12 protein-coding genes are annotated in these 13,381 nt (G+C 35.5%); 9 read left to right on the forward strand and 3 right to left on the reverse strand.

The annotated features are described in order from the left end of the window. Positions 1 to 199: 199 nt before the first annotated feature. Positions 200 to 1,516, reverse strand: coding sequence for an adenosylhomocysteinase (gene ahcY, locus FNW52_RS00505; protein WP_143375453.1), 1,317 nt, complete (start codon positions 1,514 to 1,516; stop codon positions 200 to 202). A gap of 272 nt (positions 1,517 to 1,788) precedes the next feature. Between ahcY and FNW52_RS00510 the strand changes: the two genes are divergently transcribed. The 6 genes from FNW52_RS00510 to FNW52_RS00535 all read left to right on the forward strand — a co-directional run bounded on the left by FNW52_RS00510 (position 1,789) and on the right by FNW52_RS00535 (position 9,065). Beyond that, complete coding sequence (locus FNW52_RS00510; RefSeq protein ID WP_143375454.1) at positions 1,789 to 2,466, forward strand: 4'-phosphopantetheinyl transferase superfamily protein; 678 nt, start codon at positions 1,789 to 1,791, stop codon at positions 2,464 to 2,466. Between the two features lie 66 nt (positions 2,467 to 2,532). Further along, positions 2,533 to 3,306, forward strand: a complete 774-nt coding sequence (locus FNW52_RS00515; RefSeq protein WP_143375455.1) for a geranylgeranylglyceryl/heptaprenylglyceryl phosphate synthase — start codon at positions 2,533 to 2,535, stop codon at positions 3,304 to 3,306. Positions 3,307 to 3,312: 6 nt separating this feature from the next. After that, the gene (gene pnuC / locus FNW52_RS00520) at positions 3,313 to 3,948 is read left to right on the forward strand and encodes a nicotinamide riboside transporter PnuC (protein WP_143375456.1); all 636 of its coding nucleotides are present in this window, start codon (positions 3,313 to 3,315) and stop codon (positions 3,946 to 3,948) included. Further along, the gene (locus FNW52_RS00525; protein WP_143375457.1) at positions 3,897 to 6,023 is read left to right on the forward strand and encodes a DUF4301 family protein; all 2,127 of its coding nucleotides are present in this window, start codon (positions 3,897 to 3,899) and stop codon (positions 6,021 to 6,023) included. Before pnuC ends, FNW52_RS00525 begins: the two co-directional genes overlap by 52 nt. A 1-nt stretch (position 6,024) precedes the next feature. Further along, positions 6,025 to 6,426 carry an alternative ribosome rescue aminoacyl-tRNA hydrolase ArfB gene (gene arfB, locus FNW52_RS00530; RefSeq protein ID WP_143375458.1) on the forward strand — a complete coding sequence of 134 codons (402 nt, stop codon included), beginning with the start codon at positions 6,025 to 6,027 and terminating at the stop codon, positions 6,424 to 6,426. A gap of 422 nt (positions 6,427 to 6,848) precedes the next feature. Then, positions 6,849 to 9,065, forward strand: a complete 2,217-nt coding sequence (locus tag FNW52_RS00535) for a TonB-dependent receptor (RefSeq protein WP_143375459.1) — start codon at positions 6,849 to 6,851, stop codon at positions 9,063 to 9,065. A 227-nt stretch (positions 9,066 to 9,292) separates the two neighbouring features. Here the strand turns inward: FNW52_RS00535 and FNW52_RS00540 are convergent, their stop codons facing one another. Further along, positions 9,293 to 9,712 carry a Rieske (2Fe-2S) protein gene (locus FNW52_RS00540; RefSeq protein WP_370511555.1) on the reverse strand — a complete coding sequence of 140 codons (420 nt, stop codon included), beginning with the start codon at positions 9,710 to 9,712 and terminating at the stop codon, positions 9,293 to 9,295. Between the two features lie 161 nt (positions 9,713 to 9,873). Between FNW52_RS00540 and greA the strand changes: the two genes are divergently transcribed. The 3 genes from greA to FNW52_RS00555 all read left to right on the forward strand — a co-directional run bounded on the left by greA (position 9,874) and on the right by FNW52_RS00555 (position 12,155). Further along, the gene (gene greA, locus FNW52_RS00545) at positions 9,874 to 10,350 is read left to right on the forward strand and encodes a transcription elongation factor GreA (RefSeq protein WP_143375460.1); all 477 of its coding nucleotides are present in this window, start codon (positions 9,874 to 9,876) and stop codon (positions 10,348 to 10,350) included. A gap of 167 nt (positions 10,351 to 10,517) precedes the next feature. Further along, positions 10,518 to 10,907, forward strand: a complete 390-nt coding sequence (locus FNW52_RS00550; RefSeq protein ID WP_143375461.1) for an HIT family protein — start codon at positions 10,518 to 10,520, stop codon at positions 10,905 to 10,907. Between the two features lie 81 nt (positions 10,908 to 10,988). After that, positions 10,989 to 12,155 (forward strand): transglutaminase domain-containing protein, encoded by a 1,167-nt coding sequence (locus FNW52_RS00555; protein ID WP_185965887.1) that lies wholly within the window; start codon positions 10,989 to 10,991, stop codon positions 12,153 to 12,155. Here the strand turns inward: FNW52_RS00555 and FNW52_RS00560 are convergent. Continuing rightward, entirely contained in the window at positions 12,118 to 13,305 is a 1,188-nt protein-coding gene (locus FNW52_RS00560) for a HAMP domain-containing sensor histidine kinase (protein ID WP_143375463.1), read from the reverse strand. The two genes, FNW52_RS00555 and FNW52_RS00560, sit on opposite strands and share 38 nt — an antisense overlap. Positions 13,306 to 13,381: the final 76 nt, after the last annotated feature.

Here is a 13,381-nt window from a genome sequence, read left to right on the forward strand (position 1 = left end):
TTGTAAACTTACTGTTTTTTTGTAAGACACATATGCTTTTATTTCAAAAAAGGGAGGTAAACAGTTGTTCTTAAGAAAGGTATTTATGGGGAGAGATGGGAGGTTGATTGTCGTATTTCAATGTAAAAACAAAAAAACCCTCGCATTTCTGCAAGGGTTCTATAAATCTAAAATCTAAAATCAGAAATCTAAAATAGATCTAGTATCTGTAATATTCTGGTTTGAATGGACCGTCAACTTCAACTCCAATATAAGCAGCTTGATCGTCACGTAAAGTTTCTAATTCAACACCTAATTTTGCAAGGTGCAAGAAAGCCACTTTTTCATCCAAGTGTTTTGGTAACATATACACGTCATTGTTGTATGCCGCGCTGTTTTTCCATAATTCGATTTGAGCTAAGGTTTGGTTTGTAAATGAGTTACTCATTACAAAACTTGGGTGACCTGTAGCACAACCTAAGTTTACCAAACGACCTTCTGCCAAGATAAGAATGTCTTTTCCAGCGATAGTATATTTGTCAACTTGCGGTTTGATTTCGATTTTTGATGCACCGTGGTTTTTGTTCAACCAAGCCATATCAATTTCGTTGTCAAAGTGTCCGATGTTACAAACGATAGTTTTATCTTTCATTTGCTCAAAGTGACTTCCAAGAACGATATCTTTATTTCCAGTAGTAGTGATGATGATATCAGCATTAGCAACAACTGTGTTTAATTTTTTAACTTCAAAACCGTCCATTGCAGCTTGTAAAGCACAAATTGGGTCAATTTCAGTAACTGTTACAATAGATCCTGCACCTCTAAAAGAAGCAGCAGTTCCTTTTCCAACATCACCATATCCGCAAACGATTACTCTTTTTCCAGCCAACATAATGTCAGTTGCACGACGAACTGCATCTACAGCCGATTCTTTACAACCGTATTTGTTGTCAAATTTCGATTTAGTAACTGAGTCATTAACGTTAATAGCAGGCATTGGTAATGTTCCAGCTTTTACTCTTTCGTACAATCTGTGAACACCAGTAGTAGTTTCTTCAGACAATCCTTTGATTCCAGCAACCAATTCTGGGAAACGGTCAATAACCATATTTGTCAAATCTCCACCGTCATCAAGAATCATGTTCAATGGTTTTCTGTCTTCACCAAAGAACAATGTTTGCTCAATACACCAGTCAAAATCCACTTCGTTCAAACCTTTCCAAGCATAAACTTGAATTCCGGCAGCAGCAATAGCAGCAGCAGCTTGATCTTGAGTAGAGAAAATATTGCAAGAACTCCAAGTTACTTCAGCACCAAGGGCGATTAATGTTTCGATCAAAACCGCAGTTTGAATCGTCATGTGCAAACATCCAGCAATACGAGCGCCAGCAAGTGGTTGTTCGTCTTTGTATTCTGAACGAAGCGCCATTAATCCTGGCATTTCAGCTTCAGCTAGTTCAATTTCTTTTCTTCCCCAGGCTGCTAGAGAAATGTCTTTTACTTTGAAAGCCACAAAAGGCATAGTCGTTGTACTCATTTATAGTATATTTGTAATTACTTCGTCCGTTCGCCTTCCAGGCTCGGGCGTAAATTTTTTTTGCAAAATTACGCAATAAGTTTAGAAATAAACTAATTTATAAGAGATTTGTGATTTAAGATTTAGGATTAATGATTATAGATTGTTGATTTTAAAAGGTTAAAAATGAAACACTTGTTTTTGAGTTGTAGTTCGGAACTAAAATCCGAAATCACAAATCGTTAATCTGCAATCACAAATTAATTATTGTTAATCTGAAATCAAAAATCGCAATGCCATTATACAAAACCATAAACGTTAATCCATCAACTCAAATCTTGGTTTGGGAAATCACTGAATCTTTTCAAGAGCTTTTCGAGACGGTTGTTCTTAATGAGAGTAATGTCATTCGGTTAAATGGAATGAAGTCCGAAATGCATCAACGCGCTTTCTTGAGTGTTCGTAAACTGTTTCAGGAAGCCGGTTACACGGATTTTGATTTGTATTATGACGAATTCGGAAAGCCGCATTTGCACGATACCCTTCGACAAGCTCAGGGGAACGCCTACATTTCGATTACGCATTCGCATCAATTTTCGGCTATAATTTTAAGTAATGAAGTCGTTGGAATTGATATCGAATTGCAACGGGAAAAAATCATTCGCATTGCCGATAAATTTGCCGATACTGAGTTCTCTTTTTTAAAACCAGAAGAAAAAGCAGAATACATCAGGAAATTGACAGTGATTTGGGGAGCCAAAGAAGCTGTTTTTAAAATTAGAAACGAAAAAGGAATCAGTTTCAAAGACCATATTAAAGTCGATACTTTTGAAATGAATGATGCGCAAACCAAAACCGAACTTCACTTTGATGGTATAATTAGAGATTTTAAAGTTTGTTTTGAGGAATTTGAATCAAATGATGCTAAAGGTTTTGAACAAAAATTCACTCTTGTTTATGCTTTTGAATAATAGAAAAATAATTTTAAATCTTTGTGTAGCTTTGCGTCTGCTCAGCGAATCTCTGTGTAACTGCCTATGACAAATATTTATAAAGATATCATTCAAGCGAAAGCGGATGGTCAAAAATTACTTGCTATTCTCCTCGATCCAGATAAAATAGATTTGAATAGTGTCGCATTGTTAATTCAAAAAATAAATCAATCTCCTGCAACTCATATATTCATTGGCGGGAGTCATGTTCAAAATAATATTCTGGATGAATTAATTTTTAGCTTAAAGCAAAAAGTAAGTTTGCCAATCGTTCTTTTTCCTGGAAACTCCTCTCAAATTTCTGCAAAAGCCGATGCGATTTTGTTCCTGTCCTTAATATCAGGACGTAATCCGGATTATTTGATAGAACATCAGGTAAAGGCCGTGCCTATTTTAAAGAAAACCCAACTCGAAATTATTTCTACCGGTTATATCTTAATCGAAAGCGGTAATGAAACTGCCGTTGCCAGAGTGAGTGAGACAAAGCCTTTGGATAGAAAGAATAACGATTATGCGATGCATACCGCACAAGCTGGGGAAATGTTGGGTCATAAACTCATTTATCTCGAAGCGGGAAGTGGTGCCAAACAAGCCGTTACTTATGAAATGATAAAAAAAGTATCAAATAATATTGAAATTCCTCTAATTGTTGGTGGGGGAATTATAGATTTGCAGGGCATTCAAAAAGCCTATGATGCTGGTGCCGACTTGGTGGTAATAGGAACCGCTTTTGAGAATGATCATAATTTTTTTGATTATCAGGCACAAAAATCTACAATCGTTAATCATCTCCCGAAAGCTTTCGGGACAGAAATCTAAAATCAAATGTTCGACTATTTTTTTGCCCAATACAAAGGTTATCCTATCCATGAAGTTTACTTAGAACTTATTGCTGTTTTTTTCGGGCTTTGGAGTGTTTGGTGCGCCAAGAAAGATCATATTTGGGTTTTTCCCACAGGATTAATTAGTACGTTTATTTATGCTTATTTGCTTTGGCAATGGAGTTTGCTGGGTGATTCCATGATAAATGTATATTATTTTATAATGAGTATTTACGGTTGGTACCATTGGACTCGTAAAAAAGGGGAGGTCGATGAGTTTCCAATTTCGGTAGTAACAAATAAAGAAAAAATTATAGGAATGTTCATTTTTGTGGCAACACTTGTTTTTGTTGTCATGGTATATCTTTATTTTAATAAATTTACAACTTGGTACTCGTATGTGGATACCCTTTTGACAGGACTGTTTTTTGTGGGAATGTGGCTAATGGCTAAAAGAAAAATCGAAAACTGGATCTTTTGGATCGTTGGAGATTTGATATCAGTTCCGCTTTATTTTGCAAAAGGATATACTTTTACCAGTTTTCAATATTTAGTATTTACAATTATTGCCGTTTATGGCTATTTAGAATGGAAGAAAATCTTCAACAGCTCGCAAAATCTGGAGCTACGCCAATTATAAAGATTGCCATATTTGGACCAGAATCGACTGGCAAAACCACATTGGCAACACAACTCGCCGAGTATTATAAAACGGTTTGGGTTCCCGAGTTTGCACGTGATTATCTACAAGAAAAGTTAGATAGCGGTCGTGGTATTTGCGATATAAGGGATATGCTCCCTATTGCGTATGGGCAAACAAAACAGGAAAACGCAAGCACATTGATCGCTAATAAATATCTTTTTTGTGATACTAATTTATTGGTAACCAAAGTTTTTTCGGAGATGTGTTATGGTTTTTGTGATCCGTCATTGGATAAAGCGGCTCGTACGCATCAATATGATTTATTTTTCTTGACCGATATTGATGTGCCTTGGGAAGGAGATGGTTTAAGGGATAGCCCAAAGGGTAGAGAAACCATTTTCGAGGTTTTTAAACAATCTTTAATTGATAATAAAAAACCATTTATAACCATTTCCGGGGATAAAGAAACTCGCCTAAAAAAAGCGGTTAGTGTTATTGAGGGTTTGACGATGGCTTTGCAAATGGGATTTTCGTCTCTCGATTTTTTACAAATTTATGAGCGCGGCATTCCGTTAGAAAAGATTAAAAAACAATTGAGTATTTTTAATGATGGGGTTTTAAAAAGTGTTTTGGTGAATCCAGCGACTTTAAATCATGGAATCTTAAAGTTAACGGATGCTGCTTTTGAACAAAAAGCAAATTATTTTGATGGTAATAAATCAAAATTAAAATTAAAGAAATTTGTTCCAGCTTCAGGTGCTGCTTCAAGAATGTTTAAATTTTTGACCACTTTTCTGAATGAATTTGATTTTGGGAATGAAAGTATTAATGCTTATATCAACAGGAAAAAAGATACTGAATTAGCACTTTTTATTATTGGTATGGATAAATTTTCTTTTTTTAAATCGGTTGATGAAAAGTTAAAAGAAATATATCCTGATTTTAATACTTTAGATCGAGACTATAAAAACTATTATTTTATAAAAACACTCTTGTCTACTGAGTATTTTGATTTTGCAAATAAACCCAAGGGGATTCTTCCGTTTCATAAATACGAGACTCATATTGCTGCTCCTATTGAGGAGCATTTGTACGAATGTGCTTATTACGCAACTTCAAGTAATGGGTCTGATTTGCATTTAACGGTTTCTGAAAACCACCAAGCGCAATTTGAAAAAATCATTGAAGAGGTAAAAAGAGGTATTGAAGTAAAATCGAATTCAACTATAAATGTTACGTATTCGTATCAAAAAAAGGAAACAGATTCTATAGCAGTAGATATTGAAAATTGGCCTTTCCGGAATGATAAGGGTAAGTTGGTTTTTAGACCTGGAGGGCACGGTGCTTTAATAGAGAATCTAAATGCTATTGATGCTGACGTAGTTTTTGTCAAAAATATTGACAATGTGATTCAAAATAATATTCAGCAAATTTCCTTTTATAAAAAAGCTTTGGCAGGTATTTTGATAGAATTGCAACATCAAATCTTTGACTATTTGAAAGTATTGGATAGCCAAGAAATGAATCCGGAAAGGATAAATGAAATTTTGGCTTTTCTTAGGAATCAATTGAATATTGAGTTGAATGACGATTTTCACAAATTCAAACTGAATAGTCAAATTAGTACATTAAAAGAAACATTAAACAGGCCTATACGAGTTTGCGGTATGGTAAAAAACGAAGGGGAACCTGGTGGTGGTCCTTTTTGGGTAAGAGGCATTGACGGTACTGTTTCTCTGCAAATTGTAGAAAGGTCTCAAGTTGATTTGACCAATAGAGGTCAGATGAAAATTCTATCTAGTGCAACCCACTTTAATCCTGTGGACTTAGTTTGTGGGTTGAAAAATTATCAAAACGACAAATTCAATTTAAAGCAGTTCATTGATTCTAATAGTGGTTTTATAGTGCATAAAAATAATGCTGGAATTGAACTGAAAGCCTATGAATTACCAGGTCTCTGGAACGGTGCCATGGCGAATTGGCTGACCGTTTTTGTAGAGGTTCCATTGTTTACTTTCAATCCAGTGAAAAATGTAAATGATTTATTAAAACCAGCCCATCAACCATTATAAAATGAAAATTCAAGCGATCCTCTCGGAGGTAAAATATAAAGCAGTAAGAAGCAGTGGTGCTGGCGGACAAAACGTAAATAAAGTTTCGTCTAAAGTAGTGCTGACTTTTGACTTGTCTAATTCACAAGCTTTCTCTGAGGAGGAAAAACTGCTTTTGGAAACCAATTTACAAAATCGACTAACTGCAGATTTGGTGTTGATATTGAATTGCGATGAAGACCGAAGCCAACTCAAAAATAAAGAGATAGTTACCAAACGTTTTTTGGATATTATAAAAAAAGGATTGCATGTCCCCAAAGAACGAAAACCAACTAAAATCCCAAAATCAGTGATTCGAAAAAGGATTAAGGATAAAAAAAACGTGTCGGAGGTGAAGAAAAATCGCAGAAAACCGGAGTTGTAGGGAGGAAGCGAAAAGGGTTAGTTGTTTTTGAATCTTGGTTAAATGCCTAGAAAAAATTTAGACTATACGTATAGAACAAGTACAGTTTGTCATTCCGACGAAGGAGGAATCACGCAAGATGAGAGTTTCATGTGATTCCTCCTTCGTCGGAATGACAAAAATGAGTAAAACGGTATTGGTTTTTGAAATTGAAATTGATTTTTGAAATTTTTAACACTATCTTTACGCTGTCTCAAAGGGGTGCTATATTCCCGATAACTATCGGGAGAGCTGAGATCATACCCAAAGAACCTGGACGGGTAATGCTGTCAAGGGAAAAAACGACAAAAATCAGCATTTTTGCTAACTGTTTGCCGTAGGAACAATCATTTTTAATTTAAACAAAAGAATAATTCCCCCTTTTATTCGTAAACTTTTTACGGATGAAATTTTCAATTCATTTTATTAGCCTAAAAGGCATCAACACGAAAACGGCTCAATTCTCAAAACGTTTTCTATTTTCTATTTTCTTTTCTCTAACATCTATCCTCTCTTTCTCTCAAGTAAAAGACACTACAAAAGTGAATCAACTCGACGAAGTGTTGGTTTCGGCTATACGGGTTACCTCAAAAACCCCAGTAACGTTTAGTAATTTGGATAAAAAAGACATTAAATTTCGAAATTTAGGTCAAGACATTCCTATTTTGATGAATTATTTACCATCTGTGGTAACGACTTCGGATGCTGGAAACGGAGTGGGCTACACCGGTATTCGAGTGCGTGGTAGTGATGCTACTCGTGTGAATGTGACCATCAACGGAATTCCATACAATGATTCCGAAAGTCAAGGGACGTTTTGGGTAAACATGCCTGATTTTGCCTCTTCGGTAGAGAGTTTGCAACTGCAGCGTGGGGTAGGAACTTCTACCAATGGTGCTGCGGCTTTTGGAGCGAGTTTGAATATGTTGACTGATTCCTATTCGGACAACCCTTCGGGTGAAATTTCTAGTTCATACGGAAGTTTTAATACTTTTAAAAATACCGTAAAATTCAGTACGGGTTTGATGAATGACCATTTTGAAATTGCGGGTCGTTTGTCAGCATTAAAATCAGCTGGATATGTAGACCGAGCGAGTTCTGATTTGAAATCGTATTTTCTTCAAGGGACTTATGTGGGGAAAACAACCTTGATTAAGGCACTGACTTTTGGTGGCACTGAAAAAACCTACCAATCTTGGTTTGGAGTGGATGCAGCAACTTTAGAAAGTGATAGAACATTCAATGCTGCCGGAATGTTTACAGATGAATCAGGAAATAAACGTTTTTATGACAATCAAACCGATAATTACCAACAAGATCATTATCAATTGCATTGGAATGAAAGAATTTCTGAAAATTGGAATACGAACTTAGCATTTCATTATACAAAAGGAAAAGGATATTATGAAGAATATAAAGAAGACCAAGATTTTGTAGACTATGGTTTAACGCCAATTGCTGCTGCGCCAACTGTAAATACTACTGATCTCGTGCGTCAAAAATGGTTGGATAATGATTTTTACGGTACCACTTTCTCGGCTAACTACAAAGAAGATAACTGGGATGTTATTTTAGGGGGAGGATGGAATAAATATGAAGGGGATCATTTTGGGAAAGTGATCTGGGCAAGATATGCTTCGAAAAGTGAGTTGGGGGATCATTATTATGATGATTTTGCAACCAAAACCGACGGTAATATTTTTGCCAAAGCCAACTATAAAGTGTCAGATAAATGGAGTTTGTTCGGGGATTTGCAATTGAGAAATGTTACTTATAAAGCCAATTCGTCAGAAACAGGTTTGGTTGATGATAACTTTAATTTCTTTAATCCAAAAGCAGGTGTGACTTATGAATTGAATGAAATCAATAGTCTGTATTTTTCGTATGCGAGAGCCAATAGAGAGCCAAATCGTACGGATTACGAAAACGGAAGTCCAAAACCAGAAAAGCTAAATGATTTTGAATTGGGGTGGCGTTATCTTTCGGATAAAATAAAGCTGAACGCCAATGCATATTATATGAAATACCAAGACCAATTGGTTTTGACAGGAGAATTGAATGATGTTGGTTCAACAATACGTACCAATAGTGGTGATAGTTACAGACTTGGGGTAGAGTTGGATGCTACTTTACAGCTTTCGGAAAAATGGGTTTTGCAACCTAATGTGACTTTGAGTCAGAACAAAAACAATGATTTCTATTTTACAAGGGACGGCGTTTTGCAAAATTTAGGAAATACTAATATTGCTTATTCTCCAAATGTTGTTGCTGGAAATCGTTTGTCGTTTATCCCTGTTAAAGATCTTCAAATGTCATTGTATTCCAAATTTGTTGGAGAACAGTATATGGCAAACATTGATTCGGAAGGATCAAAATTAGAAAGCTATTTTGTTAATGATTTGAATGTGTCGTATGAGTTTAGACCAAAAACTATCTTCAAGTCTATTTTGGTGTCAGCTCTGGTTAATAATGTCTTTAATCTGAAATATGTAAGCAATGGGTATTTCTATACTTATGATGATGATTATAGTAATCCGCCGGCGATAACAACAATAGAAGGTGCGGGCTATTATCCACAAGCAGGAATTAACTTTTTGGCTGGACTGACGTTGAAGTTTTAGTAGTTTAGTATTCTAAACCAAAAATCCTGAAAGTAGACTTTCAGGATTTTTTGCTTTTAAACGATGTTGTAGGTCACGCGTGAAGGATAGAAGCTAGCTACCGAAGTAGCGCGGATAGCCTGACAGCAGTAGAGAAAAAGGGCGAATAGGCGGTTTGCTTGGTTGCCCCTTTTTTCTACTGGTGGCACGCCCACACGAGCTTAAGCGAACTGACGAAGTAAATGATCTTAATTATAAACTCTAATAATATTCCCGTTTACTTCTACTCGGTATTGTTTCATGGGATATTGCATGTTTCCTAGTCCTGTAAATAAACTGTATTCCTTACTGTCACAAGCGCAAACGGCATTGATTCCTTTGATGGTCATGGTAGAACAACTGCTCAATTCCTGATTGGGACAGGCGGCATCGAAGGCATTATAGGTATTGCCGTTGGTGTTAAAAACAATAATGCCACGGGCTCCAGCATCAGGGTAATAAACGGAGTTGCTCACGTATTTTAATGTAGAATAGCTAGGTAAATTCGTGTTTAGTTCTACAGAGAAGCTGTAATTGGGGATGTACGGATTTGCATTAGAATTTTCGTTATTGCTACAATTTATAAAAAAGGGGAGTGCAATTATCAGGAGGAGTGCTTTTTTTATCATTTAAATTTAGTAAAAAGTATTAGTGAAACAAATTTAATTTATTTAACTTTGAAATAGATATGATTAACATATAATTATAGACTGAAACAAAATTATAGTATCTTTGTGGAAAGAAATCCCGTCCTGATGGGATTTTTTCTATTTATATAAATGACCAAATTATGAGCGCAATATCGTATTACACAGCCGAAGGGTTGAAAAAATTAAGAGAAGAATTAGATCATTTAAAAAGCGTGATGCGTCCAAAAGCATCTGCGGATATAGCTGAGGCAAGAGATAAAGGGGATCTTTCTGAAAATGCAGAGTACGATGCGGCCAAAGAAGCCCAAGGTATGCTGGAGATGAGAATCGCTAAGCTGGAAGAGGTGCACTCTAACGCCAGATTGATTGACGAAACACATTTAGATCTTTCTAAAGTGTTGGTTTTGTCGATTGTGAAAATCAAGAACCAAACCAATGGAATGGAGATGAAATACACGCTTGTTGCCGAAAGCGAAGCCGACTTGAAAAGCGGAAAAATATCGGTTACTTCTCCTATCGGAAAAGGTTTGTTAGGAAAAAAAGTAGGCGAAGTTGCCGAAATTACAGTGCCTAACGGTGTTTTGAAATTTGAAATTCTAGAGATTTCTAGAGAGTAATATTTAGTAGTCAGTTCCGATAGTTATCGGGAGTTTTTTAATGATCAGAGGAAAGCTTTTAAGTTCTGAAATTTCAATTTTTTTGTCTTTAATCTTTTTTCTACACTCTATTTTCTTTATTCGAAAATCTATCCCGATAGCTATCGGGACTTAAATCTAAACTTGCCATGAGTTCTATTTTTAAAAAAATAATTGACGGAGAAATTCCATGTTACAAAGTTGCCGAGGATGAAAACTTTTTGGCTTTTCTGGATGTAAATCCCAATGCAAAAGGGCATACGCTTTGTATTCCTAAGCAAGAAATAGATAAGTTTTTTGACATCGAAGATAATTTGTATCTTGGTTTGATGCGATTCTCTAAAAAAGTGGCCATTGCCCTAGAGAAAACAGTTCCTTGTAAAAGAATTGGAATGGCAGTAATTGGCCTTGAAGTTCCTCACGCGCACGTACACTTGATCCCTTTGAACGAAATGGGAGAAATGACATTCAAGCACAAAGTGAGTTTGACAAAAGAAGAATTTGAAGCTTTGGCTAAAAGTATTCAAGAGAATTTATAAAATATATAATGGTTAAGAGCACGAATCCTTTAATGAGCAATTAAAAAGATTCGTGTTTTTTTATGCCAAAAAATGAAAGCTATGAAGGTTGTATTTTGGTTTTTAATGTTTACGGTTATTGCTTTTGGTCAAACAAAAGTGACTTATACTTTGGTGGATTCTAAAATGGATAAAATCCCTCACGATTTAAGTACTACCACAACTGGAATTGCAGAATATATTAATACCAGTTTTAAATCGGATAATGATAAAGTAAGAGCTGCTTTTTATTGGGCAGCATCAAATATTAGATATGATATTGAGAATATAGAATCCATTGATTATAAAGAAATCTCCCAAGACAAAATAAAAAATGCGGTACTGACCAAGAAGGGAGTTTGTATTCATTATGCGGAAGTCTTTAATGATATTGCCAAAAGAGTGGGTGTTAAGTCCTATCTCATTTACGGATATACCAAACAAAACGGAAAAATAGACATACTGGCACACGCTTGGTGTGCTGCCAAAATAGATAACACTTGGTGGCTTTTTGATCCCACTTGGGGAGCCGGTTATGTTGATAAAAAGAAGTTTTTCAAGAAAATAAATAACCTCCATTATAAGGTTGCTCCAAGTCAATATATTGCAACTCACATGCCTTTTGATTATTTGTGGCAGTTTTTAAATTATCCAGTTACGAATCAAGAGTTTATTGATGGGAAAACAAAATTGAACAAAACGAAACCCAATTTTGATTTTGCAACTCAAATTGAGGAGTATGACCGTTTATCAGATTTAGATCAAGCAAGAGCGACTTTAATCCGAATGGAGAAAAATGGCATTAAAAATAATTTAATACGCGAGATGACCCTTTCGAAAAAGAGTGAAGTCGATGCCGTTCAGAATAATGAAGCGATGGCTAAGTTGCAATCCATTAGCGACGATTACAATCAAGCGATAGCGATGTTCAATGATTTTATTTTCTATCGAAATAATAAATTCAAACCAGCCTTGCCAGATGAAGCTATTAAGGCAATGATTGAAACTCCAAAAGAAAAAGTAGTCGATTGTCAAAAACGGATTTATGCCATTGGTGCGTATAATGATGCTAATATTGCTGCTGTAAAATCGTTGAAAAATGCAATAATTGATATCCTTAAACAAATAGAAGGGCACGAAAAATTCGTAAATGATTATTTGGGCAAAAGCAAATCGGCTAGAAAATCAATGTTTAGTACAGTGACATTTTTTGGTATTCCTGTGAGATAGAAGTTTGTGCTTTTCTAAAACTAATCTGCATCGTAGTTCCTTTTCCAATCTCGGAGCTTAATACTTTTATGTGTCCTTTGTGGTATTTCTCTACAATTCTTTTGGTTAGCGAAAGACCCAATCCCCAACCTCTTTTTTTGGTGGTAAACCCCGTTTCGAATATTTGTCTGAATTCTTTTTTGGGTATACCACTTCCGGAATCGATAACGTTTATTTTTACAAAATGGGCGTCTTCCTCAATTTCTAATGCTAATTTGCCCCTTCCTTTCATGGCATCAATGGCGTTTTTGACTAGATTTTCTATCGTCCAACTGTGTAGTGCTGGATTAAGTAGCACATTTATTGGAGTCTGTGGCGACTTGAATGTGAAATCGATTTGGTTCGAAAAACGAGAAATTAAATAGTCAAAAGAATTTTTGGTTTCTTCAATGATGTCTTTATTCTCCAATTTAGGTTCCGATCCAATTTTAGAGAAACGATCCGTTATCGTTTGCAAGCGTTCGATGTCCTTTTCGATTTCTGTCGTTATGGATTCGTCTACATTATCCAGTTTTAAAATTTCTAACCAACCGATTAAGGAGGAAAGAGGTGTTCCTATTTGGTGCGCCGTTTCTTTGGCCATACCAGCCCAAAGTTTGTTTTGGGTCGCCACTTTGTTACTTTGGTAGAAATTATAGATTAAAAAAGCGATCAAAATGATAATAAGCGACAATGCAATAGGGTAATATTTTAGTTTGTCTATTAAGGAGGAGTCGCCGTAATATAATTCTTGCGATTTTCCGGGTGCGTAAATGATTTTGATAGGCTCATTTTCACTTTTCAATTCATCTAAAAAATCTTGGGCTTTTACTTTGTCTTTTATAATGGCATCGTCAATATTAACAGAATTGATAATGCTGTCATGCTCTGTTAGAATTAACGGAATCGTGGTGTTGTTGCTAAATATTTGAAGAGGTAAATCGACTTCGGTGTTTTCTCCGGCATTGATTAACGTTTTTTGTGCGGTTGCCCAAAGATTCATTTTTATCCGTTCCTCATTTTTGAATATTTGAAAAAAAGTATAGGTATTCCAAAGGATAATGGAGATAATCAGAAAGGAAATAAAAACGATAATCCAACGAATGGGGTTGTTGCTTTGCGAAAAATTCATAAATGTAAATTTGTGGTATAAATATAACGAAATAATGGAAGTGAGATTGTCTTGATCTTTTTTTTATTACACCTGA

Source organism: Flavobacterium sp. ZT3R18, assembly GCF_007097385.1.
Classification (GTDB): domain Bacteria; phylum Bacteroidota; class Bacteroidia; order Flavobacteriales; family Flavobacteriaceae; genus Flavobacterium.